The sequence below is a fragment of the Bacteroides salyersiae genome (genome assembly GCF_031172035.1).
Lineage (GTDB): Bacteria > Bacteroidota > Bacteroidia > Bacteroidales > Bacteroidaceae > Bacteroides > Bacteroides salyersiae.
The window spans coordinates 208,699-235,019 of the sequence record NZ_CP133452.1; the positions used below are offsets into that span (position 1 = coordinate 208,699).

Below are 26,321 nucleotides of genomic sequence, written 5' to 3' on the forward strand. Positions count from 1 at the left end.
TCATGAAAAAAATAATGATATTTATTACTGCCGGGATAATAGCGTTCTTCAGTTCATGTACCGACTTTATGGACATAGAATCCAGAACATCTATTACCGATGAAGCCGTTTGGTCAAGCAAATCAGCTACCGGCCTATACGTAAACGAAACCTACAACAAAACATTAGATGGTCCTTTATACTGTATGACTAAAGGGATCAGAGACTGGTATTCGTTCGATCACGCTTGGACAGACGATATGGGAATCTCAGGATTTATCTCCCTATCGGAATTCAGTTTCACAGCAGCAACACTGCCCGAACCTTTTAAAAGCAGATGGGATGCTTTATATGAAAACATCCGCAGGACAAATCTCGGATTGGAAAAAATAAAAGTTTCTGAAGTCCTGACTGAAGCCGAAAAAGAACGTTTCATGGGAGATATGTATTTCCTACGTGCTATCAATTATTTAGAACTCTGGCGTTTTTGGGGTGGTGTACCACTGATAAAAAAGACACTGAATAAAGACGTAGACGATATTTACTATTCGAGGAGTTCGTCCAAAGAAACTTTAGAATTCATTATCGAAGACCTTAAGGAAGCAGCAAATCGTTTGCCTAAACGTTCGGAACTTCCGGCCGAGGAGTATGGTAGGGCAACCAAAGGGGCAGCTATCGGTTTCCAAGCCGTTGCTTATCTCCATGCAGCCGGTGTTATTGACGCTAAATATTATGAAGATGCAGCAAATACCGCCGACATATTAATAACCGGTGAACTGAAAGGAGAGTATCGTTTGTTTCGCGAAAACGATGGAGATCCTAATGAAAAATCTACAACCAAAAAGCTAAGTAAGAAAGCAGAGAATTTTGCCAATCTTTTTTTAGAAGAATACGAAGGTAACGAAGAGGTTATTTTTGATGTACAATACAAAAACCCTGATCGCCATCAACAAGGATATCAAACTATTGCAGCTCCAGGTTATCCGGGTATCGGCAGTGATTACGGCTGGGGATGTTCCAATCCTTCACAAATGCTGGTCGATGCTTTCGAAATGCAAAACGGAACACCTTTCGACTGGAATAATCCCGAACAAGCAGCACATCCATATGAGAATCGGGATGCCCGATTCTATGCCTCCATTTTATACGATGGAGTAGTATGGAAAGATTCGACACTCTCATTCAGCGTCAACCGTTATATATGGGATGAGAACGACCGGAGAAAATGGAAAAATATAACAGACAATCTACCCAATGGAATGTACTGTTCGAAAGTAGAATCCACCAAAACCGGTTATTTCATCCGTAAACATCAAAACGAAACTGTCAGTTGTGGTACCAAGAACAGGTACATGAACATGGATGGAGAGGGAGGCAATTTAATAGTGCTACGTTATGCCGAAATATTATTGACTTATGCTGAAGCTAAAAATGAAGTATCAGGCCCTGATCAGTCAATATATGATGCTATTAATGCAGTGCGCCGTCGCGCCGGACAACCGGAAATTTCCGGATTGGGACAAGAAGATATGCGTAAACAGATCCGCAATGAACGGCGTGTAGAACTGGCCTTTGAAAATAAAAGATATTTTGACATCATGCGTTGGAAAATTGGGGATAAAAGCCTGACAGGTCCTTTCTATAAAATGGAAATTACCTATCAAGAGCCGCCAGAAAAAGTACCGACCTCTGTTTCAACTCCACTCTACAACCCTCGTGCTATATATTTTGAAAGGATTTTCGACACACAGAAAAATTATCTGTTACCTATACCACAACATGCGATCAATCGTAATCCTAAATTGGTAGGACACCAGAATCCGGGATGGTAAATAGCTAATGAATAAACAAAAAGAAAAAGTTATGAAAAAGTTGATATATATATTATTCACTTCCCTGTATGTGGCAGTGACAGCTTGCTCTAAAATCGACTATAAAATTAACGATGCTTATGAGACTGCTGCAATAACCGGTATCACCCTTTATGCTGTAAGCGATAAACCTGTTAATATCATTGAGTCTTTCGAAATAGACACAGAAAATGCATCGGTATATGCATTCGTACCCGAAGGAACCGATCTGACTCATTTGAGATTAGTATTAACCATATCTACCGGAGCTTCTCTCACTCCGGTAATAAATGGTTTTACTGACTTAAGTTCTCCCAAAAAGTATACGGTTACCTCACCAAACGGGATTGTCCAGAAAAGCTGGACGATCCATGTGGCCACATCGCCTCAGGATGGTCAATGATGATATGCTAACATTTAACAAAATGATAAATAAACCACCATCCGATGGATAAAGTTTTATATAAAAAAGTCTGTTTAGGAATTGTGCTTTTACTACTTTCCGGTGAATTCACAGCACAAACATTAAAATATGTCGATGCTCAAAAATTACTGATGGTTGGTAAAGCACAGCCTAACACGGAATATTATCATCGAATCGATACGGCTCTGTATAAAGATTTGTCTCCAAAGGTTAAATATCTCTCTACACTCTCATGTGGATTAGCTATCGGATTCAAGACGAATAGCCCGATTATTGCAGCTAACTGGGAAGTTAAACCGGACAAGCCCTCACAAAACTTATCGGACATTGCCCATAGCGGATTAGACTTATATATAAAACGAAATGGAAAATGGGAGTTTGCAGGTGTCGGTAAACCGACACCGCAAAACACCCGAAGCGAATATGTGATTGTGCAAGAAATGGATAATACAGAAAAAGAATGTTTGCTGTACCTACCTTTATTTAGTGAAATCAAATCATTAAGAATCGGTATAAAAGAAAGTGCAAATATATCGGCAATCGATTATCCATTTAAAAAGAAGATTCTGATTTACGGTTCAAGCATTGTACATGGTGCAGAAGCTTCACGTGCGGGAACAACCTATGTAGCAAAATTATCGCGCCGCACAGGTATTAATTTCATCAACTTGGGATTCAGCGGCAATGCCCGTATGGAGAACAGTATGGCCGACTGTTTAGCTGACATAGAAGCCGATGCCTATATATTAGATTGCGTTCCCAATGCAACTGCAAAACAGATTGCCGAACGCACGGGTTATCTGGTCAGAACCATCAGAGCAAAACACGCGAAAGCTCCTATTATTGTCATGCAAAGCATTGCAATGGATATAGGAAACTTTAATTTGAAAATAAAAAACGATTTACGCATAAAAGACAAAACAATCCAACAACAAATAGAACAACTTCAACATGATGGCATCAAGAAACTTTATTTCATCAGAGGGGAAGATTTAATAGGCCATGACCATGAAGGAACCGGTGATGGAATACATCCCAATGATTTAGGCTTTCAGCGAATGGTCAACTTTTTGGAACCGGTATTAATGAATATATTACAAGAGAATGAATTGATATTTTAAAAACATCAAAGTCGTCCTGACAGTATTAATCTTATATTATAAAAATAAAATCAGCTTATGATGAGAAGAATTTTAATAACATTGATTGTTTGTTTTTACATACTACCAACTTTTGCATATACGGTTGACATTACCACACTGGGGGCAAAAGGAGATGGAATTACTGACAACACAGCTTTCATACAAAAAGCGATAGACGATTGCTCAGCCCGCAAAGGGGGAACCGTAGAAATTCCATCCGGGCATTTTTTAACCAGAACCCTCTTTTTAAAATCAAATGTGAACCTGCACTTACATTTTGGAGCAGAACTTTTAGGTAGTACCGATTTGGATTCTTACCATAAAGTATTTCCTGAATTGAAAGGCAAAGAAAGCCCGGCACTAATTTTTGCACGTGGAGTCGCCAACATCGCTATTACGGGTTCAGGTACTATTAACGGACAAGGCGCACATCAAAATTTCCAACACGGAAACGATTCGAAAGGAGGTCCCAGACGTCCCAAAATCATTTACTTTATCGGTTGTAATAATGTTCGGGTGCAAGATGTTACTCTGCGCAATTCGGCTTATTGGACACAGGACTATGAGAAGTGCAACGGTGTTATTGTACGTGGGGTAAAAGTTTACAGCCATGCAAACTGGAACAACGACGGTCTTGATATTGACAGCCGCAACGTAGTGGTTTCAGATTGCTACATCGACTGTGACGATGATGCATTATGCCTGAAAAGCGACACAGATACTCCATGCGAAAATGTTACTGTCACCAATTGTGTTTTAAAATCAAACTGTAATGCTATCAAATTCGGGACATCTTCTTATAGCGGATTCAAAAATGTCACAATTTCAAACTGTACAATAGACAGAGCATCCGAAGATCACATTCGCCAATGGTACAAAAATTATCCATGGATTGGAACTAAACATAAAACAGTAGTAGCAGGTATTGCATTAGAATCTGTAGACGGAGGGATCATTGAGAATGTTTCTATTTCGGATATAGCGATGCAAGGAGTACAAACTCCGATATTTGTCCGCTTAGGTGATCGCAAAAGGACTTTCAGCAAGCAAATGAGTCGCATTAATGATGTAATGATAAGCCGCATCATTGCTCGTAGTGAAGGAAAAATAGCCTGTTCAATAACAGGAGTTCCGGGTGGTGATATCAAAAACATTGTTATCAGCGATGTAATTTTAGTTACCGATGCTGAAGTAGCAAAAACAGATATTGATTTAAAAGTCCCCGAAGCAATTGATAAATACCCCGAAAACAGAATGTTCGGAACGATCTTACCGGCTTCCGGTTTCTACGTACGCCATGTAAATGGTATTGCTTTTAACAATATAAAGATGACTACGACAAATAAAGACGAACGTCCGATGTTCCATCTTAACGACGTAAAGAACTTCACCCAACAAGGATGTACGCTCAACAATGCGAAGGTAACATTAAAAAAGGAATAATATAACAATTACAAATTATGAAAAAATTAAATATATTATTTCTTTTTATCTGCTATTCATGGGGTTGTATCGCACAGCCCATGAAACAGATGATTCAGGTTTCAGTGGTTCCGAACAGTGAAAACTGGCTTTATAAATTAGGAAAAGATGCTGTGTTTACCGTCACTGTAACCAAGGACGGTATTCCAATGAAAGGAATAAAAATACGCTATGAGTTATCCCAAGATATGTTAGAGCCTTTTAAACAAAAAGAACTCCTATTAAAAGACGGAATAACCACTATCAATGCAGGAACTTTACGAAAGGCCGGTTTCTTACGCTGCCGGGCTTTTGTAACGATAAAGGGAAATACATATGAAGGCAGAGGTACGGCCGGATATGAACCACACACTCTCTTGCCAACAACTGAAATGCCGGCCGATTTCCAACTTTTCTGGGAACAGGCAAAAGCCGGGAACAAAGAGATAGCAATGAATCCCTGTTTACGTCTACTTCCCGAAAAATGTACCTCCAAAGTAGATGTATATGAATTAAGCGTACAATCTTTCCAGCGTGGCAGCCGTATGTTCGGAATACTTTGTATACCTAAAACCGAGAAAAAATGCCCTGCTCTATTGCGGCTTCCGGGAGCCGGTGTCCGTCCCTATGAAGGACATATTGCCGAAGCGGAAAAAGGATACATAACATTGGATATCGGAATACATGGAATACCTGTGACCATGCCGGCTTCCGTATACCACAACCTACGGTCCGGTTCTCTCGATAAATATTGGAATTTTAACTGGGAAGATCGAGATATGGTGTATTATAAACGTGTATATCTCGGCTGTATCCGTATGATCGACTATATATACTCTATGCAAGAGTTCAATGGTGACCTTATTGTTTATGGCGGTAGCCAAGGCGGTGCACTATCGCTCATAACAGCTGCATTGGACAACCGGGTAACAGGCTGTGTCGTTTTTTTTCCTGCATTAGCAGATCTGAACGGCTATCTACACGGAAGAGCCGGAGGTTGGCCACACTATTTTAAAGATAAACATATAAACGATCCCATTATTAGAAAGAAAGAGCAGGTAATGGCATATTATGACGTTACCAATTTTGCCCGGATACTAAATAAGCCAGTGTTCTTCTCTTTCGGATATAACGATATGGTATGCCCTCCTACAACATCATACGCTGTATATAATAGTATTTCCTCACCCAAGACTTTTATACCGGCACCGGAAACAGAACATTATAACTATCCGGAATTATGGGAAGAAGCATGGAAATGGGGTGAAGAACTATTGAAAGCCCCCAAAAAATAATTGTTTAATTTTATATATTTAAGTATTATGAAAAAGATAAAAATGTTTGAATCTCTAAGGTATTGGGGGACGTCCCTCATTCTCTGTACTGGTATATCGTTCAATACATGGGCTATCGATTTTTCTTCCGGTACAGGAACAATGGAAGATCCTTTTGTCATCAGCACGGCTGACGAACTGAATAATATGAGAAATAATTTGGCCGCCCATTACAAATTAGAGGCTGATATCGACTTATCGACATGGATTGAAACAAATTCCCCAGAAACCGGTTGGCAACCTATAGGAACATCTGCCACACCTTTTACTGGAAATTTTGATGGCAATGGACATGCTATCGAGAATATCTGGATAAGTATGGATTCTGAAAATGTAGGCTTCTTCGGAGCTGTCGGCGGTAACGTCACTATAAAAAGATTAGCAATAATCATTGCAGACGGCAAAAGAATTACCGGAACCAGTAATGTAGGTATCCTTACCGGACTTTCTACTGCGGTGGAAGGTAATAAACAGACCCAGATAGAAGAGGTATATGTAGCAGGAAATGTAGAATCAAAAGGAAACTTAGTAGGTGCTATTGTCGGAAGGAATAATAACCAAAACATCTCAATCGTCAATTGTTATGTAAAAGGAAATGTTTTTGCAACGGCTGATGGAGTTGGCGGTATCATGGGAAGTTCTTACGGAGCATGTACAACTCTCATTGACAAATGCTATGTTTTAAACAATATTCAAGTAGATGGCGGTGGATCTACCGGTGGCATATTAGGTACAGTCAGCGCACCGGATGCTTCCATCGAACAAATGAATGCAACAATCTCCAACTGCGTTGCTATTAATAAAACAATCACTGTGCGTGACGCAACTCCCAGCCGTATCTTTGCCTGGGCCAAACAAGATAAAATAACACTAAGCAACAACCTCGCTTTTTCAGGATGCATCATCAATGACGCTCCCTTCTCAAGCACTGATGCCAATGGCAAGAACGGACAGGATAAAGATGCAGAAGAATTAGCAATACAATCAACTTATGATGGCTGGGATTTTGAGTCGGTATGGACTTTGGGAAATGAAGCATACCAACTTCCTGTACTGAAAACAGTTTCATTATCCAAACAGCCCGTTGACGAATATAATTTAGGAGTAGAGTCGGATAATCCATTTGTCGACTTGGTTCCTAAAGGAGGAGAACTGAATGTAGTAGAATCTTGTGGGGTATCAAATAATGGACGAGATGATGTCACAGAGTTAATGCAACAGGCTATTGATGCTTGTTCTATGAAAAAAGCAACGGTTATCGTACCTAAAGGCCGTTACTCGATCCGTCCCATCTTTTTACGTTCCAACATGACATTAAAACTGGAAGAGGGTGCACAATTATTAGGAAGCCGTACTATTCAAGACTACCGTGATGCATTCCCCGAAGCCGGTGCTATCGAAACCAGCGCTTTGGTATTCGGTAAGAATATTGAAAATGTAAAAGTAATAGGGCCGGGGTTAATTGACGGACGTGGAACTGCCCCCGACTTCCAATTCGGCAATAGCAAAGGCGATCGTCCTAAAGTACTTCATTTTGTTAATTGTAAAGACGTGGTTGTAGAGAATGTAACCTTACAAAACTCTGCTTTTTGGACAGCTCATTTCCTGCTGTGCGATGGAGTAAAAATAAAAGGAGTAAAAATCTACAGCCATTCAAATTGGAATAATGACGGATTGGACATTGACTCCAGAAATGTAGAAATCGAAGATTGCTATATTGACTGTGACGATGACGGCATATGCATGAAAAGCGACCGAGGAATTTTCGTAGAAAATGTTACTGTAAAAAATTGTACAATACGGACTAATTGCAATGCAATAAAATTAGGAACTGCAGGAAAAACCGGATTCAAAAACATCACATATACCGATTGTGTAATAGAAAAAGCCAGTGAAGACAATTTCCGTAAACACTATGAAAGTGACAAGCTTGCCTGGTGCGGCATAACTCTCCAAGGACCTTCAACTATCTCCGGTATAGCCTTGGAATCAGTAAATGGAGGAGTATTAGACGGTGTCACGATATCAAATATCCAAATGAAAGATGTACATACGGCTATTTTCCTCCGATTAGGAAAACGTGAAGGTTCCGCAAAAATGAGTGAACTGAAAAACGTAGTAATTTCAGATATCAAAGCCACTTGCGTCAGTAAAGTAGCCAGTTCAATTGTAGGTGTGCCGGGAGGAATTATCGATAATGTATTAATCAAAAATGTAGAGATCACCTTACCCGGTGGCGGTACAATAAACGATGCCAATGCAAGTATTCCGGAAATGATTGATGCCTATCCGGAATCCAACATGTTTGGAAAAGCATTGCCGGCTTATGGCTTTTATGTACGACATGCCAATAATGTGAAGTTCGAAAATGTAAAATTTAACTTGACAGGAGCTGATGTACGTCCGGATTATGTATTCGATGACGTAACCGGAGGAGAAATAACCGGCATATCTCCGATTGTTGAAGGTAAAGATTTCCAGATAACATTCCAAAACGGATCTTTGAATATTCTGCCTAATGTAGAAAATTATATAAAGGTAGACGTCATTGATATTTCCGGAAAAACAATTTATTCTACAAGACAGAACGGTAATACCACAAATAATAATATCAATATTGACCTGCCGGAACGCGGCATATATATCATCTCTATCCAAACCGATAAAGGTAATATTGTGCGCAAGGTAATATACCAATAAGCTATAAAGCTCCTTGTTAAAATCCTCATGAGAATAAAAGTCATGGTAAATTCTCATGAGGGTTTAAACTTTAAGTAAACAGAATACTCATGAAAAAATATATCCAAACTTTACTATTGCTATTTCTTTTATGCTCTGTAAAAGATATATTTGCCTCCCCGGCCAAACAGGTAAACAGTTGGAATAACTTATCCAGCAGTTCAACTACCGGTATCTTTCAAAACGGAACTCAAACACTTACAGACCTTAATCAAGCACTATCCATCAACATCTCTTCCAGTAACTATACTCCAAAAGCAGCATACAGTTTCTTTCATAATAAAAAGTTACTGCATAGTTTTTATATCATGACTCTTCCCCTATGGTATCCGATAATGGCAGCATACATTATTTATACGTTATTCGTATTAAGTGTTATCATTGGAATACTTCGTTATGCCAAGCAAAAATACGAACCGAAAATGTCTATTGGCAAACTATCAGATATGCCTTATCAACAACCACAAGCTGCCATTATCTTACCGCAACCAACCATTACAGAAAAACCGTCTGCCTTTTTGGAGAAGGCTTCCGACCCTATGCTTAAAAGTAATATAACCATAAAAGAACCTATCAGCACAAACTTCAAAAGTGAATATCCAAAAGCCGAAATTACAGTTTTAATAATTAGCAGTAATAAGGGCATTCCAGACACACTAAAAAATATGCTATCCGATGAATACACAATTTTTACCGCCCCAAATAGCGAGGAAGGACTATCTATGGTGAAACAGGAACCCCCAAATCTGATAATTATAGACATTACAGTACCTAACATTAATGGAATTATCCTAACCGAACAAATAAAAAACAACAAGTACACAGTACATATTCCATTAATCGTTCTATCCGACCAGAATACAACCGATGAAAAGATAAAAGCCATCGAATCAGGAGCAGATGCTTATATCTCCACACCTTTCAATAACGAATACTTAAGAGTCTTAGTCAAACAACTTATCAAAAGACAAAAAGATCTGAAGCAATACTATACGAGTTCTGCCAGTGCGTTCGACTTCAGTCATGGGCAGTTACTATCCAAAGAAGACAAGGAGTATCTGCAAACTGCCACAGAAATAATTAATGATAATATGGACAACATATCGTTCGGTCCCACAGAATTGGCTGCCGCCATGCAGACAAGCAGCCGAAACATGTATCGCAAATTCAAAAACCTGAATCAGCTGCCTCCAAAAGATTTTATAAAAGAACAAAAAATCAATTATGCAGCCAAACTATTACTCACCACAACTTTAACAATACAAGAGGTTATGTATCAAACGGCTTTCACAAACCGCTCTCACTTTTATAGAGCATTTGCCAAACGCTACAACCAGACTCCAAAGGAATACAGGGAGACCAATAAGCAGAAAGACAACTCTTTATCTAACTGAAAAAGGAAACATTACACAAAAACAAACTTTCGTCCGGACATATACTTCTCCCCTATTTGCATTATTTAACCCATTGACTATTGTTTAATTACGAAAGTTTCGTAGATTTGCATCATAATCGTAATTAAACAAACTCCATGGAAAAGCTAACTATACAAGAAGAAGAAGTGATGATTTACATCTGGGAACTGGAAAACTGTTTTGTAAAAGAGATAGTGGCCAAATTCGAACCACCTGCTCCTCCTTATACTACCATTGCATCGATAGTAAAAAACCTTGAGCGAAAAGGGTATGTAACGGCCCGGCGCGTAGGTAATACCTATCAATACACTCCCGCCATACGGGAAAGCGAATACAAACGAAGTTTTATGAGCGGAGTAGTACGGAATTACTTTGAGAATTCCTATAAAGAGATGGTTTCCTTTTTTGCCAAAGACCAGAAAATCTCGACCAGCGACTTGAAAGAGATCATCGACATGATTGAAAAAGGTAAAGAAGAATAACGAATAAACAGTAAAATCATGACTCCGGAACTTGCATATTTTCTGAAAATCAACGTAGGCATTGCACTATTCTACGCCTTTTACCGGTTGTTCTTGTACAAGGATACCTTTTTTCATTGGCGGCGGACGGCACTACTCTGCTTTTTCGGGGTTTCACTCCTCTACCCGATGCTCAATCTGCAAGAATGGGTGAAAGCACACGAGCCTATGGTAGCAATGGCCGACCTTTATGCCACGACACTGCTTCCGGAAATTGTATTTGATGAAGTGACGATAACCGCCGGTATCAATTGGCAAGACATAACGCTCACGTCGCTAAAGGCGATTTATCTGTGTGGAGTAATCCTCTTCTCCATTCGTTTCATAGTACAGCTAATCAGTATCATCCGTTTAAGGATACGATGTAAAGCAATGCAAATACAAGGTGTACGTATATATGCCCTGAATAAAGCAAGCGGTCCATTCTCCTTTTTCCATTGGATCTTCATTCATCCGGAATCACATACGGAAGAAGAATTGGCCGAAGTACTGGTACACGAACTTACCCATGCCCGGCAAATACACTCGGCGGACGTAGTATTCGGAGAATGGATGTGCATCGCTTGTTGGTTCAATCCTTTTGCCTGGCTCATGAAACGCGAAATACGAAACAATCTGGAATACATGGCCGACCAGCATGTATTACAAACAGGATATGATCATAAAACATACCAGTATCACTTGTTGGGACTGGCTCATCATAAGGCTGCAGCAACTCTTTATAATAGTTTCAATGTTTTACCACTCAAAAACCGAATTACAATGATGAATAAAAAAAGAACGAAAGAGATAGGAAGAACCAAATATCTGATGTTTCTTCCACTGGCTGCCCTGCTGATGATAATCAGTAACATCGAGGCAGTGGCCCGGACAACAAAGGATTTTGCCAAAGATGTGATACAGGCTGTTGAAGAGAAAACAGGGCAAACAGGCGAAACGCTACAACCTGTTGCCGCAGAAACCTCCGAACCGACAACTCCGACAACAACTCCCCTCCAGGAAAAAAAAGTGGAATACAAAGGAGTAGTAGTTGACGACACTGGAAAAGGACTGGCTAACGCCACATTAGGAGCAGAAATTCTGAATGACGGGACTTTTCAGAAAATAAATATTCCGAATACAAAAACAGACGCCAATGGTAATTTTTCTTTCACTGCAATAGAGGGCATCACCACGATTACCATTGACAATAAAGACATTTCTGCTTCTATGAATATCAAAAACCAAGACCGTCTCAATCTGAAGATAGTGCTTCTAAGTGCAGCTGCCAGAAAGAAAATGGAGGAAAATTTGGAGGTATTCGACATTGTTGAAAAAATGCCTGTTTTTCCCGGAGGGCAAACGGCTCTGATGGAATATATAAGCCAAAACCTGCGTTATCCTGCAAAAGCACATCAGGAAAGAATCCAAGGACGGGTTATCGCCGGTTTTGTTGTAGAAAAAGACGGATCGATCAGTACGCCGACAATTGTACGATCTGTCAGTCCGGAAGTGGATGCAGAGGCCATACGGGTATTATCGACCATGCCTAAATGGACTCCCGGCACTCAAAGAGGAAAAGAAGTACGTGTCCGCTATACCGTTCCCATCCTCTTCAAACTGAGCGAACCGGAAGCGGAAGAAATAAAAAACAGCAAACTGGACGAAGTTGTCGTAGTAGCGTATGCCGCTGACGAAAACACAGCTACAGATGCATCGGATACTATTCTCGAGAATGCAGAAGAAATGCCTAAATACCCCGGTGGAACCGAAGGTCTGATGCGCTATCTGGCCAAAAACATCAAATACCCGGTCGATGCCCAGAAAAGTAAAACGCAAGGACGCGTGGTCGTACAGATCATAGTCGATAAGGAGGGCCGTGTTACCAGTCCGAGGATCGCGCAAAGCGTGTCACCCTCGTTGGACGCAGAAGCAATACGCGTAGTAACAGGCATGCCACGTTGGGAACCCGGGAAAAATAAAGGAGAAGCGGTAGCCGTGCAATACACGCTCCCCATCAACTTCAAACTCCAGTAAAAAACTCTCTCTTACACTACATTAATTGAAAAAGGAAGAAGGGCCCATTACTTTATGGCGCACTTCTTCTTTTTTTATACACAAAACACAGATTCTAACTATATAATTCTTATTTTTGTATATAACTCTATAAATGAATATACCATGAAACAATTAGCGCTCATTGCCTGCTTTCTACTAAATGTGGCATATACGCAAGCCCAAGAAAAAATGATTGAACAGCCTCCCTTTTCCGATTGGAGCTCTACAAGTATCGAAGTAGACAAAGTGGCACTGAGCGACACAGCCACCGTATTGCACATCAAAGCGTTCTACCGCCCCAAAAACTGGATAAGAATAGCATCCGGTAGTTTTCTGAAAGGAGATGACGGAGAATTATACCCTCTTCGCTACGGCATAGGCATTGCTCCCGACCAGGAATTCTGGATGCCGGAATCCGGACAGGCAGAATTTAAACTCGTCTTCCCACCCTTGCCCGAAACGGTCACCTCCATTGATTTCTCGGAAGGCGATACAGAAGGTGCTTTCAAAATCTGGGGTATCCGACTGGACGGCGAACTTCCCAAACTAAAGTTGCCGGCAGAAGCAACAGTACGCGTCAAGAAGTTATCGTCCCTCCCCATCCCTGCCATCCAAAAAGGAAAAGCCCTGTTAGAAGGTTGCTTCCTCAATTATCACCCAGGAGCATCCTCTGACTTTACCATTTACCTCTCCGGGGCCTTGAACCTGAATCAGAAAGTAAAGATAAAAATAAAAGATGACGGCAGTTTTTCTGAAGAGATACCGGTATTGACCACTACTCCTGCCATCATGTACACCGGATCCGGTGCCATCAGCCTCTTATTAGCTCCCGGAGAAAAAACAAATATCTTTATCAACCAACGTGAAATCTGTCGCCGCCAATCCAAGTTACACAGAGAAAAGAAATCCGATGAAGCAAACGTTTACTACGGAGGATACTTAGCCGGATTATCGGCCGAAATCAATAAACTGAACTTCCAAACTGAAATAGATTCTGATTACCCGCTATTCATTCAAGAACTAAAAGATAAGAATGCAGAAGAAGTAAAGGCCTATATTCTGGAAAAACAGCAAAGCAAACTCCGGGAGATAGAAAATTTGAAAGCCACAAAAGCCTGCAAGGCAGTGCTTCACAATGCAGTGAATGCATCGGCAGCATCCCTCCTTATGTTCGTTCCTCAAATTGTACAACGTGTGCATATCGTTAATTATAAGCTGGAAGGTGAAGCAAGTAAGGAGTATGTAAAGAACAATCCGGTGCAACTCCCGGATAATTTCTACGATCTATTAAAGGATTTCTCCAACCTCAACACTCCGGAAGCTCTCTATACCCCCCAATATGCACGCCTTACCGCAAGCCAGACATTCAGAAAAGCATTCGGCAAAGCACTCGGAACGGACAAAGGTATTTATTTCGACTTATCTATAGTAGCAAACGTACTCAACGGGATCAGTGAATTTACTCCCGCATCCGAGGAACAACTGGCACAGATTGCAGGTTTGGACAATCCGGCCTATCTGGAAACCGTGAAAGAGAAGAATACCGAACTTTTAGCTAAAATAGAACAGAATAAAAAGAAGACCGGATTCACCATCAATGAGGCGGGAGAAGTCAGTAATGAGGATTTGTTCGCTTCCATCATTTCCAAATATCGCGGACATACATTACTGGTGGATTTTTGGGCAACCTGGTGTGGTCCGTGCCGCACGGCAAATAAGGCAATGATCCCCATGAAAGAAGAGCTGAAAGACAAAGACATCGTTTATGTGTATCTCACGGGAGAGACCTCGCCAAAAGGGACATGGGAAAATATGATACCGGATATACACGGTGAGCACTTTCGGGTAACAGACGAACAGTGGAGTTATCTGATGGATTCATTCAGCATCAGAGGAGTGCCTACCTATCTTCTCGTCGACCGCGAAGGAAACATTACCTACAAAACAACCGGATTTCCCGGGACAGACAAGATGAAAGAAGAATTACTGAAAACACTTGATAAATAATAACGAAATTCCGCCTCTACAGGATGTATACTAATACAAACAGTAGAGGCGGAATTGTAAGTCTTCCATTAACGGACCACCGTCATAATGCCCGTGTCGGTTTGAATAACGCCCGCATTAGTTTCAATACGTTGAAACTAATTGTTCCATACAGATGAAACGGTTCGTTCCATGCTATAGAAACCATCCGTTTCATACTGATGGAACCGAACGTTTCAATAAATAGAAACCATGCATTGCCTTACTCGCAAAAGTAACGGGAAAGCATCTCATTCCCTTTTCGGGATTACTTGTGCATTTCTACAATCTGAGTAGGAGCTTTCTCTACATTCCTGCGATCTACCTGCCGGACTACAGCAGCCGCCAATGATAGGAAAGCGCGACCGGTCATCGTATTTTCATCCAATGCAACAGGAGTACCCTTATCACCGTTTTCACAGATACTCTGTACGATAGGTATCTGCCCTAACAAAGGTACATTCATCTCTTCTGCCAACTTCTTGGCGCCCTCACGGCCGAAAATATAATATTTATTATCCGGCAGTTCGGCAGGAGTAAACCAAGCCATGTTCTCCACCAAACCCAAAATCGGTACATTTACCTTGTCATTGGTAAACATATTGATACCTTTGCGGGCATCTGCCAAAGCAACCGCCTGCGGAGTACTAACCACTACAGCACCGGTCATGGCCAATGTCTGTACCACAGTCAGATGGATATCACTCGTACCCGGCGGCAAATCGATAAGGAAATAATCCAGTTCTCCCCAGGCAGCATCGCCAATAAGCTGTTTCAATGCATTACTGGCCATCCCCCCACGCCACAAAGTAGCCTGATCCGGGTCGACAAAAAAGCCTATGGAAAGAAGTTTCACCCCATACTTTTCTACAGGAATGATCATATCACGCCCGTCTATCTTCTCGGCATACGGACGGGCGTCTTCCACCTGAAACATTTTCGGCATAGAAGGACCGAAAATATCGGCATCCAGCAATCCCACTTTATAGCCTAACTTGGCAAGAGCCACAGCCAGATTGGCAGCTACGGTAGATTTCCCCACCCCTCCTTTTCCGGAAGAAATACCAATAATATTTTTTACCTGCGGCAATAACTTCCCGACTTCCGGACGCGCCGCCTGAACTGTTTTCACACTGATATTATCTACGATTTCCACTTCTTTGCCTACATGAGTAAGGATAGCCGTTTCGGCAGCCTTAACCACCGACTTCATAAACGGATCGGTAGGTTTCTCAAAAATAAGGGAAAAAGAAACTTTCATTCCCTCGATACGGATGTCATCCTCCACCATACCGGCTTCAACAAGATTCTTTCCGGTACCGGGATAACGCACTGTTGCCAATGCATCTAATATTAACTTTGGATAAAGTGCCATAATTATTTACGATTTGACGATTTACAATTTGACGATTGATAAATGATGACCGATGATTTATGATTTGGCGATTGATGATTTGACGATTGATAACTTAGAGATCATCATTTATCAATCGCAAAACCGTAAATCGTCAAATCGTAAATCCCTTTACTTGCTGGTTTGCAATCCGCTCCGCTTGCTACGGTTATAGCTACGATACGAATCAAGCTCTATTTCAATGTCCGGCTCATGCAATTCTCCTGCTTGGGGAAGCCGGAACTTGATATACTTTATACTTAAACCACGATCGAGCCACTGTTGTTCATAATAAGTTTTAATGCCCAAGATATCATCTACAAGATCGGAATGATAAAGATCCTCCGTAATAAATTCTACCGGGAAACGGTTTTCCTCAATCATGTAGCGGGTATAAGTAAACATAAAGTTGCTGTCTGTTTTCAGATGAATAATGCCGTCCGGCTTAAGGAAGCGGCGATAGCGTTCCATGAAGTATGTGGAGGTCAATCGCTTGGTCGCTTTCTTCATCTGCGGATCAGAAAAAGTCAGCCAAATTTCACTCACCTCTTCCGGAGCAAAGAAGCGGTCTATAATCTCGATATTTGTACGCAAAAAGGCTACATTCTTCATTCCCGATCGCAAGGCATCGGTGGCTCCGGTCCACATACGCGCCCCTTTAATATCGACACCGATGAAATTTTTATCGGGAAACATCTGTGCCAGTCCTACGGTATACTCTCCCCGACCACAGCCCAATTCAAGCACAATCGGACGGTCATTGCCGAAAAACTTTTCATGCCACTTGCCTTTCATGTCAAAAGCCACATTGTCCGCCACCGAGTAAGGATACTCAAACACATGCGGATAACTTGCCATATCGGCAAATTTCTCTAATTTCCCTTTTCCCATATAATAATTGCAATTAGATTGCAAAGTTACTTACTTTCGGCGGAAACGGCAAAAATAAATGGAGTACAGATTTCTCCATACTCCATTATTAAGGATATAAGAACCTGCTTTAGTTTCTCTCAGAACACAAAAACAGGTCGAAAAGTATTATCTTAGATTTCCACCGTACCCTCTACAATGACTTCTTCTACTGCCTGTGCTTTCAAATCTTCATAGAAAGCAGCATGAGCTGCCTGCATGTAAGGCTGCAAAAAGAAGTATCCGATACCCAATGTGAAAAGACACAGGATGGCCCAGCCGATAAAGCTAAGATCGAGCAAGAACAGCTTCATCTTGTTGCCTTCCATCATGGCCATACTTTTCTCAATAGCGCCATTATTAGCCAATTCGGGTTGATCTTTCAAGATAAAATCGGTCATTGCATACGAATAATACTTGATAATACCCGGAATAACCAGCAACAAGGTCCACAACACTGTATAAACGGCTTGAAGCAATTTTGTGCCGATGATACGTCCATAGTCGCTGAATCCATCAAACAGTCCTCCGATATTCACATCACTGCCTCTGAATACATCCAATATCACAATGGCATAACCATAAGCTATCGGCAACGTTAACAGAAGGATCAATATTCCGACTACCGGAATGGCAGACAATCCACCAACCACTGCACTGTAAATTAAGGTAGCAATCGCCGCCATCACCCATTTATCAGTAAGAGCAGCACGCGCTTCTGCACGTAATTCTGAATTTTGTTTCAACATAAGATATAAGATTAATATATGATTAATAAAAGTTATTCCACTACAGTTACCCAATTGTGTGTATCCGGCTCATCACCATACTGGATAGCACGCAGCTTATTATACAACTTCGTACAAACCGGGCCCGGCTTGCCATCCTTCGAGATGACATAAGAATGATCATTTTCCGGATCATCGATACGTTGTATCGGACTGATTACGGCAGCCGTACCGCAAGCACCCGCTTCTTCGAATGTCGCCAGCTCCTCTTCGGGCACCGGGCGGCGTTCCACTTTCAGCCCCATATCTTCCGCCAACTGCATCAAGCTCTTATTGGTAATGGAAGGCAGAATGGATGTAGACAACGGAGTGATATAGGTATTGTTCTTTATACCGAAGAAATTGGCCGCACCACACTCGTCCATATACTTCTTTTCTTTTGCATCCAAATAGAATTCAGCAGAATAACCGGCTTTGTGAGCCTCCTGGCTGGCACGCAGACTGGCAGCATAATTACCCCCCACCTTAAAAGTTCCTGTTCCCAACGGAGCAGCCCGGTCATATTTTCGGGTAATGACATACGGAGTAGTGGCAAATCCTCCTTTGAAATAAGGACCTACCGGAGTGACGAAAATAACAAAAAGATATTCGTCGGCAGGACGTACACCGACTTGTGCTCCGGTACCGATCAGTAACGGACGGATATAAAGAGAGGCCCCCGTCTCATAAGGCGGAATAAAACGCTCGTTCAGTTTTACCGCTTTCAGAACTGCCTCTTTGAAACGTTCGGTAGGAAGTTCCGGCATTAGAATTCCCCGGCAGGTAGATTGCAAACGCGCGGCGTTTTCTTCAAGACGGAAAATACGGACTTTACCATCTTTGCCACGAAAGGCTTTCAGCCCTTCAAAAGCTTCCTGACCATAGTGCAGACAGGTAGCTGCCATATGCAGATTAAGAATTTCGCTGCTGCTTATTTCCAGTTCGCCCCATGCGCCATCGCGGAAATTAATTCTCACGTTGTAATCTGTCTTCATATATCCGAATGACAAATTAGACCAATCTATTTCTTTCATATTATTAAGTAATTAGTTAAATTCTCCTATCAGACAACAAAAATAACTTTTATTCTTTAGATTGTTGCCTTTCCTGCAACAATTTTTCGACTTCATGATCAGCTTTCGTCAGTTTCTCTGTACAAAAGGCTATAATTTCATTGGCCTCCTTTATCTTTTCTGCCAACACATCTATTTCCAGTTCATTATTGTCAATCTGACGGACAATCTTTTCCAAGCGTTCCATTGCTTGAGAGTAGGTTTCTTTTTTTGCAGACATCTTTTTGTTATTTACGATTGGACGATTTACGATTTACGATTGAAGTCAGTTCTCCTTTGTGCAGACGGGTAACGATTTCATCCCCCGGAACAATCCCGGACAGGTCGGTTACGGGAACTCCGTTTTTCAAAGTGATGCTGTAACCGCGAGCCAGAAGCTTATCGGGTGATGCATCGGCAATACGTTGCTGCAACAATTCTAACTTATGCCGGTGGCGAGAAAGCATTGTCACCGAGCTTTGCATCAAATCTTTGTGTACAGTTAGTAAACGCAGGCGGGCATCCGACAATCTCCTGACAACAAGAGACGGAATGCGTGCCTGACAAGAAGAGATCCTCCGATACTCCCTTTCAAGAAAAGAAGAAACACCTTCTTGAATACGAGCGGACAAATATTCCAACCGGCCGGCAGCCTCCTCCATACAATTTATTAATAATTCGGCAGCAGCTGTCGGGGTTTTCACCCGGGTATGCGCCACAGAATCGAGCACAGTATCATCACGTTCGTGACCGATACCGGTAATGATAGGCAATGGAAATTGCGCACAGGCTGCAGCCAAAAGATAGGTATCGAAACCGGATAAATCGGACGTGGCCCCCCCTCCCCGGATGATAACAACCACATCGAAATCATTCAACCGCCTGTTGACACGATCGAGCGCATCCAAAACAGAGCTTTCTATCTGGGCGCCTTGCATCAAGGCCGGAAATAACTCCGTATAAAAAAAGAATCCCCGGGAATTGTGTTGCAACTGATGGCAAAAGTCTCCATAGCCGGCAGCAGTAGCCGAAGATATGACGGCTATACGCTGTGGCAATACAGGCATCTCGAGTTCTTTGTTCAGTGTCAGTACCCCTTCCGCTTCCAATTGCTGTAAAATCTCCCGCCGGCGCAGAGCCATATCTCCCAATGTATATGTGGGGTCAATATCCTGTACAGTCAGGCTATATCCATACAATTCATGAAATTGCACGGTCACTTTCACCAACACCTTTATGCCGGAAGTAAACAGTTGCCCGGTAGCCTCTTCAAAATAAGGTTTCAACAGGCGGTATACATTATTCCAGATAGTTCCCCGGGCTTTAGCTATCAGATTATTGCTGCGCGGATCTTTCTGCACGAATTCCAGATAACAATGTCCGGTAGCATTAGATCGTACATCACTCAACTCCGCCTGTATCCAATATTCATCGGGCAAGCATTGTTCCAGACTCCGCCGTACCAATGCATTGAGATCCAAAAGGGTCAGTGCTTCCTGTTTCATTTTGCCGATTGATAAGCCTTCCACATATCAGGAATCCCATATCCGTAAATATTATCGGGAGAATCGGCCCGATCACCCGAACGCCGTACCAGTTCTATCAGTTCTTTCGCCGTCAGATCAGGCAACGCTTGCCACAAGCAAGCCACCATGCCACACATGATCGGTGAAGAAAATGACGTACCGTTGGCCCCTCTCACTATTCCATCCGTCCCCATTACGTCCGAACCCAATCCGACTGCCATCACATCCGGTTTCACACGACCGTCCGCCGTATTTCCGATAGATGAAAAAGGAGCCAACACGCCTTGCTTGTTAATGGCACCTACGGTCAGCACATTTTCCGCATCACCCGGAGGAGTAGTCTTTTTCCAAGAACCGGAACCGGCATTCCCTGCACTGCATACTATAACCATGCCTTTATCCGCCGCTTTCGCAGCCTGACGGGACATCAAGGCAAATTTTCCATCCAAATCACAATAACGGTAATCTTTCGATGGATCATCAAAAGCATAATATCCTAATGAAGTATTCACTACATCCACTCCCACGCTATCTGCAAACTCGAGTGCGGCCGCCCAATAATCCTGTTCTACCAAATGCTCCGAATACTCATCTTCACTGCGCAGCAGCCAGAATGAAGCTTCAGGTGCCGTACCGACCATCACATGAGGCTGATTCATACCGATGCACGAAAGCACACTCATACCATGACTGCTTTCGGCATAAATGTCGGCATCAGGGTTCACAAAATCTTTCACTCCTAACACACGGATATTTCTCATTGCCGCTATGCTGTCCGCATTATGAAAACCGGCATCGATGACGGCAATCGTCATGCCTTGCCCCTTAAATCCGGCATCATGTAACTTGTTTCCGTTACTAATCTCTATCTGACGCCGTGCGGGGCCATACACTTCTTCCATCCATAAAGGCGTATTGATCAATGAATCCCGTTTGGTAGCCATCGCCGGCTGCTCCGGATCAGGAGCAGTCCAGACCTTCTCCGTAGTACGGACAAAAGGCAGTTGGGCTATTTTATCTATCAATGTCGTATCATTGCACGACACAGTAACGAAATTGTCCCACTTGCCCGTGGTCACAATCTTCACTCCTTTTTTACGAATAGCGTCCACATATTTCCGACACACCGGTAAGTCTGTAGAGTCTATTGCCAGCCCTTGCTTCTGGCGACGCTCAATTGCTTTTTTCGAAAGAAACTCTTCAGGACGATCCAAAGCATAATCTGTAACAGCCTTGTCTGTCAGGTTAATACGATATTTCAACGTGTCCTGTTGCGCCGATGCCCCGATAGCAGAAAGCAGTAAAGCGGCAAATATTAATTTCTTCATATTGTTATATATCAGCTTTTTATTAAAAATCCTTATTCTCTTCCATAACCAGTCCGATTCCCCGTTGTGAAGCGATAAACGCTCCGCCAATCACCCGGCGATCGTCATAAAACACAGCCGACTGTCCCGGAGTAATGGCCGAAGCCTCTGTCCGGAACTTCACAAAAAGCCGTCCGTCCGTCAATCTTCTCACCCGGCAAGGAATAGGACGGCTGCGATAACGGATACGTACCGCCAAGTTTTCACAGGCCAAAACCTCCTGTTCATCAATCAAATGATCCTGCTCGACAATCATATATTCCGTGCGCAGTTGTTCTACATCCCCTAACATTACTGTATTTTTTTGCGGATTTATCTTCAGCACATACGCCGGTTTGCCCAGAGCAATCTCAAGTCCCTTGCGTTGCCCGATGGTATAATACGGGAAACCTTTGTGTTGCCCCAATTTCACCCCTTCGGCATTCACAAACCACCCCGGGCCGATTTCCGTATCCAATTCCGGACATTGTTCACGCAGGAAGTCCCGATAATCTCCTTTGATAAAACAGACTTCCATACTTTCTCCCTCTTTCGCCTTTGCTTCGTATCCCTTATCATGAAGGTAATCACGCACTTTCAGCTTTGTATAATTTCCCAATGGGAAAATGCAGCGCCTCAACACCTCTTGTCCCAGTCTCCAAAGAAAATAAGACTGGTCTTTCTTTTCATCATCCCCTGCCACAATGTATACATTCCCATTCCGTTCTTCCAAACGGGAATAATGCCCGGTAGCAATCCAACCGCAATTCAGCCGGTCTGCCCACTCCGTCAACACACGGAATTTGAACAACGGATTACACATGACACATGGATTGGGAGTCCGTCCCTGGCGATATTCATCAATGAAGTTTCTTACGATTGTATCTTTGAAAGGTATACGTTCATCAGCTACATAGTGTTCGATTCCCATCCGGGCCGCCAACTCTCTGGCATCCTGCGGTTCATCTCCCCAAACCCGCATGGTTACTCCCACTATCTCGTATCCCTGCTCTTGCAACATCAAGCAGGTGGCAGTGCTGTCTATGCCGCCACTCATGCCCACTAATACCCGCTTATTCGATTCTTTCATTCCACATCTGATTATTGCATTCGTGCAAATGTACAATATTCCCATCAGATAGCCATACGGAGTAGAAAAAAGAGTAAAAATGGCATTCACATATACTCTTATTAATCACTTAAACACTTCATATAGTATTCAACAACACCTGGATTTCTCTCTGCAAAACGAACAATGTCATATTTACACATGTATCTAATATCTTCATCCGTAAAAACAATCTCTTCTTCAAGTTCTGATCTATTAAGCAAATTTAGAAAACGGATATGGTTCTGATCTACTTTCCTGCACCAAGTAATACAATTTAACCCACCTCCATCAGCTACAAGAGCTTCTATATCCACCTGCTCTATATAACAATCGGGATAAAGCTGTTTTATCTGTGATAATGCCTGTTCATCTTCTTTTATATTCAATTTAGGAAGGATCATAAGTTTACCTACTGTGAGGAAGTTTATATATGCCCAGTTACGAGAATCTCCATCTTTTACTTCATAATGCAAAGACTCAACCTTAAACACCTTTGAAAGCCTTCTACTACATTCTTCATAATATTCAGTATCGTAGTCATCGTAATTAGTAATAAGCACAGAGTCACCGGATATTGGTTTTACTATTCCATCGGAATGCCCATATATTTCCGACCGGTCCCATGGAAGAAAAACAACCTCGCATTCAAATAATTTTTCAATTTTACTCCCAAGAGAAGATGGTGACATATCTGGATTTTCTTGAAAAACCTTTTCCGTCATGATTACTTTATCACCTACCTTTACAATATTTCCTCCATCCATGATTATATTCGTATTTGTAGTTTTCAAGCCCAAACGCATACAAACTTCCTGAGAATCTGTTATGAACCTCTTGTCTGATTTCCTTTTAAGAAGATAATCCGGATAGTAGCGATAACAAAGAAAACGATCCTCGTCTATCTGAACAGGCATATAATCTCTACACCATATATCATTAGTACATGGTATTATATCGTATGCTACATTATTTTTCTTAAGAACAGTAACCAAATCAATATATATTTTCGGATATTCTTTTTCCAGCCATGAAGAAAAATATACTACATTAGTTTCATAATCCGCTATCATCTTCTACTTTGTCTTAATTCGTTTTGATTTTAAATAACCATTTTCTTGTATCTTGATAATGACCAGACGGTGTTTTATCTTCAGCATTCTTATCATCACACACGTCCTTTATATACTTGCCATTCACTTCTATAAATCGTGCCACGTTTTTCCGGACATTTATTTCTATCTTCTCTAATTCTATCTCATCGCCGTCTTCCCATGATACATTAAATCCTCCGTCAAATATTGAAAACTGCGAATATATCGCTTCATAAAGATGTGTAGGATAAGTTATTATTTTATTTTTATCCATCCATTCTTTATTTTTATATCTCTCCTTTTTTTTACCACTACCATCCACTCTGAATTCTCTTACAAGAGCCGACAGTCTTACAGCATTCTTTTCATTTTCGCCTTTCTCAAAAGTGATATCTATGCCTGAAACATGATTGTGTAATACACCTAATGGAAAAATAGGCTTATCCTCCTTAAGACTGTTACGATGATAAACTATATAATCTTTTACCCCATTTTCTCGTTCCTCGTGACAGTAAATCTCCACACAAGTCGGATGTATCTTTACCATATCTTCCCCTTTCATTACCAAAAAGTAACCACTAAGTATGGCCTGAGCTATTTTCCAGAATTCTTTTGGAGCTAAATTCCCTGCGATATTTTCATTCTCAATTACCTCCTGTCTAAAAACATCGTCAATGCTAAAATTTATAAGTTTTTCTTTTAATTCCATATTATAATCATATTATTTAATATATTAATTAATAACAATTTACGTACAAAAATACAACCTATTTTTGAAATTCAATACTCCATAGCATTTTTATTCACTTCCAACTATTCAAGTGGTATGCGACACTCCAAGACAGGGTATACCCGGTGCTCACCGCCCGTATGCCTAATGCTTACGACCCGTATACCCGGTACTTGGGAGATATTTGCAAAAAGACCGAAAAGCGGGATGTGCCTTCACCCTATATCACCGATGAATAGGGAGCTTGATGAAAAAAGGTGAAGCCGGTGAAAGGGGCAAAAAATATACAGAAAAGACATTCTGAAGAATAAAAAACATTCACCGGAAAAAAGATGCTACATCTTTTTTTGAAACCTGCACATCTTCCTGTTGAAACCTGTTACATCTTTTTTTGAAAGGTGCTATGTGTTTTTGAAAAAGATGCTACGTCTTCAAGCAGACAGGAGTTACTAATTGATGGAGGTATATGGATTTTGATTGACACTGTCACAACTTATTTTTTCACGATTACAAAGTTGGATTATTCGAAAGAAAACCTTATATTTGAAAATAATAAATCTCATATATGGCCAATCCAAGACTACCGGGAATATCCGAAACCGAAGAAACCCTCTTGTACGCCAAACTAAATGAGTACAACCGGGGTAGAATATCCTTCAAAAAAGCAGGTGCTTATCTTATCGTGCTACCACGGTCCGGACATAGTAATTACTCCTTATGGGTTTATTCGCCGGAACCGGAAAAACAATCCATATTATTCATACACGATCTGTCTCCGGATATTTATGAGGCATTACGAATGGCCAGTACCATGTTCTATTTCTCAAAGCGTTGCCTGCTTATTGTGGATTATAACCTCAAAAGGATGCAGAGCAACGGAGACGATCTCATCCCGTTCGGGAAATATCGCGGCCACTATCTGCACGAAATTTTGAAAGTAGATCCCGCCTATCTAAGTTGGATCGCTTATAAGTACACCCCAAAAATCCCCAAGCAGGAACGTTTTGTCGAAATTGCCAAAGTTTATCATTCGGTACATCTGGATCTGATGCAACGAAAAGCCAGACAGAAACAGGAAGCAGGACGATTTTTAGGAAATATAGGAGAGAAAGTAACAGATCTCACTTTGAAAGTTCTCAAAGTAAGAATAGAAGACGATCCGTACAAAACCCGGGTGAACGGAACCACCGTATTGTTCTATGTCCGGCAAATCGTAACATTGGCAGATCCGTCAGCAAACCGGGTAGTCATCCGGTTTACAAGCAAAAGCCCAAGCCAAGAATCGTGTCAAGTGCCAGCTACCGAACGCGAATACAAAGTGAATGAACTGATACATATTGCTTCGGCACGGGTGGCACGGATTTATGAATTACACGGCATGAAATATACCCGCTTAAGCCATGTAAAGCTTCAGGAAATCAACAGTTATGCTAACCGTTTTTAGAGCATTTACTGAATATACTTACTTC

20 protein-coding genes and 1 pseudogene are annotated in these 26,321 nt (G+C 41.6%); 11 read left to right on the forward strand and 10 right to left on the reverse strand.

Going from position 1 to position 26,321, the window contains the following annotated elements:
* Positions 1 to 2 precede the first annotated feature (2 nt).
* The 10 genes and pseudogenes from RB604_RS00900 to RB604_RS00945 all read left to right on the forward strand — a co-directional run bounded on the left by RB604_RS00900 (position 3) and on the right by RB604_RS00945 (position 14,909).
* Positions 3 to 1,811, forward strand: a complete 1,809-nt coding sequence (locus RB604_RS00900; RefSeq protein ID WP_227096948.1) for a RagB/SusD family nutrient uptake outer membrane protein — start codon at positions 3 to 5, stop codon at positions 1,809 to 1,811.
* Positions 1,812 to 1,842: 31 nt separating this feature from the next.
* Positions 1,843 to 2,232 (forward strand): SGBP N-terminal domain-containing protein, encoded by a 390-nt coding sequence (locus RB604_RS00905; RefSeq protein WP_007482495.1) that lies wholly within the window; start codon positions 1,843 to 1,845, stop codon positions 2,230 to 2,232.
* 44 nt (positions 2,233 to 2,276) lie between these two features.
* Positions 2,277 to 3,374, forward strand: coding sequence for an SGNH/GDSL hydrolase family protein (locus RB604_RS00910; protein WP_005934013.1), 1,098 nt, complete (start codon positions 2,277 to 2,279; stop codon positions 3,372 to 3,374).
* Between the two features lie 57 nt (positions 3,375 to 3,431).
* Positions 3,432 to 4,838: a glycoside hydrolase family 28 protein gene (locus RB604_RS00915; RefSeq protein WP_007482497.1), complete on the forward strand. Its 1,407-nt coding sequence runs from the start codon at positions 3,432 to 3,434 to the stop codon at positions 4,836 to 4,838.
* Positions 4,839 to 4,855: 17 nt separating this feature from the next.
* On the forward strand, positions 4,856 to 6,151 hold the full coding sequence (locus tag RB604_RS00920) for an acetylxylan esterase (RefSeq protein WP_007482499.1): 1,296 nt from the start codon (positions 4,856 to 4,858) through the stop codon (positions 6,149 to 6,151).
* Between the two features lie 27 nt (positions 6,152 to 6,178).
* Positions 6,179 to 8,890, forward strand: a complete 2,712-nt coding sequence (locus tag RB604_RS00925) for a glycosyl hydrolase family 28 protein (RefSeq protein ID WP_229103624.1) — start codon at positions 6,179 to 6,181, stop codon at positions 8,888 to 8,890.
* Positions 8,891 to 9,537: 647 nt separating this feature from the next.
* Positions 9,538 to 10,323, forward strand: a pseudogene (locus tag RB604_RS00930) (helix-turn-helix domain-containing protein); the annotation flags it as partial.
* Positions 10,324 to 10,460: 137 nt separating this feature from the next.
* Positions 10,461 to 10,826, forward strand: coding sequence for a BlaI/MecI/CopY family transcriptional regulator (locus RB604_RS00935; protein ID WP_005934028.1), 366 nt, complete (start codon positions 10,461 to 10,463; stop codon positions 10,824 to 10,826).
* A gap of 18 nt (positions 10,827 to 10,844) precedes the next feature.
* The gene (locus RB604_RS00940) at positions 10,845 to 12,881 is read left to right on the forward strand and encodes a M56 family metallopeptidase (RefSeq protein ID WP_055295260.1); all 2,037 of its coding nucleotides are present in this window, start codon (positions 10,845 to 10,847) and stop codon (positions 12,879 to 12,881) included.
* Positions 12,882 to 13,025: 144 nt separating this feature from the next.
* Positions 13,026 to 14,909, forward strand: a complete 1,884-nt coding sequence (locus tag RB604_RS00945; protein ID WP_005934034.1) for a TlpA family protein disulfide reductase — start codon at positions 13,026 to 13,028, stop codon at positions 14,907 to 14,909.
* Positions 14,910 to 15,195: 286 nt separating this feature from the next.
* Here RB604_RS00945 and RB604_RS00950 read toward each other — a convergent pair whose 3' ends face one another.
* From RB604_RS00950 to RB604_RS00995, 10 genes are all read right to left on the reverse strand, one after another.
* Complete coding sequence (locus RB604_RS00950; protein ID WP_055295263.1) at positions 15,196 to 16,302, reverse strand: Mrp/NBP35 family ATP-binding protein; 1,107 nt, start codon at positions 16,300 to 16,302, stop codon at positions 15,196 to 15,198.
* A gap of 150 nt (positions 16,303 to 16,452) precedes the next feature.
* A complete protein-coding gene (trmB, locus tag RB604_RS00955; RefSeq protein ID WP_005934039.1) occupies positions 16,453 to 17,211 on the reverse strand; it encodes a tRNA (guanosine(46)-N7)-methyltransferase TrmB in 759 nt (252 codons plus the stop codon).
* 152 nt (positions 17,212 to 17,363) lie between these two features.
* Positions 17,364 to 17,978: a DUF975 family protein gene (locus tag RB604_RS00960; RefSeq protein WP_055295265.1), complete on the reverse strand. Its 615-nt coding sequence runs from the start codon at positions 17,976 to 17,978 to the stop codon at positions 17,364 to 17,366.
* Positions 17,979 to 18,010: 32 nt separating this feature from the next.
* Complete coding sequence (locus RB604_RS00965; protein WP_005934043.1) at positions 18,011 to 19,030, reverse strand: branched-chain amino acid aminotransferase; 1,020 nt, start codon at positions 19,028 to 19,030, stop codon at positions 18,011 to 18,013.
* Positions 19,031 to 19,079: 49 nt separating this feature from the next.
* Positions 19,080 to 19,289, reverse strand: a complete 210-nt coding sequence (xseB, locus tag RB604_RS00970) for an exodeoxyribonuclease VII small subunit (protein WP_005934046.1) — start codon at positions 19,287 to 19,289, stop codon at positions 19,080 to 19,082.
* Positions 19,290 to 19,296: 7 nt separating this feature from the next.
* Positions 19,297 to 20,553: an exodeoxyribonuclease VII large subunit gene (gene xseA / locus RB604_RS00975; protein ID WP_005934050.1), complete on the reverse strand. Its 1,257-nt coding sequence runs from the start codon at positions 20,551 to 20,553 to the stop codon at positions 19,297 to 19,299.
* Positions 20,550 to 21,902 carry a S8 family peptidase gene (locus RB604_RS00980; RefSeq protein WP_055295267.1) on the reverse strand — a complete coding sequence of 451 codons (1,353 nt, stop codon included), beginning with the start codon at positions 21,900 to 21,902 and terminating at the stop codon, positions 20,550 to 20,552. The genes xseA and RB604_RS00980 overlap by 4 nt, the downstream gene beginning before the upstream one ends.
* A gap of 22 nt (positions 21,903 to 21,924) precedes the next feature.
* A complete protein-coding gene (gene mnmA, locus RB604_RS00985) occupies positions 21,925 to 23,010 on the reverse strand; it encodes a tRNA 2-thiouridine(34) synthase MnmA (RefSeq protein WP_005934054.1) in 1,086 nt (361 codons plus the stop codon).
* Between the two features lie 101 nt (positions 23,011 to 23,111).
* The gene (locus RB604_RS00990) at positions 23,112 to 24,101 is read right to left on the reverse strand and encodes an agmatine deiminase family protein (RefSeq protein WP_005934057.1); all 990 of its coding nucleotides are present in this window, start codon (positions 24,099 to 24,101) and stop codon (positions 23,112 to 23,114) included.
* Between the two features lie 13 nt (positions 24,102 to 24,114).
* Positions 24,115 to 24,831: a hypothetical protein gene (locus RB604_RS00995; protein ID WP_055295269.1), complete on the reverse strand. Its 717-nt coding sequence runs from the start codon at positions 24,829 to 24,831 to the stop codon at positions 24,115 to 24,117.
* Positions 24,832 to 25,417: 586 nt separating this feature from the next.
* On the opposite strand from RB604_RS00995, the gene RB604_RS01000 reads away from it, so the two are divergent.
* On the forward strand, positions 25,418 to 26,296 hold the full coding sequence (locus tag RB604_RS01000) for an exodeoxyribonuclease X C-terminal domain-containing protein (RefSeq protein WP_055295271.1): 879 nt from the start codon (positions 25,418 to 25,420) through the stop codon (positions 26,294 to 26,296).
* The last annotated feature ends 25 nt before the right edge of the window (positions 26,297 to 26,321 follow it).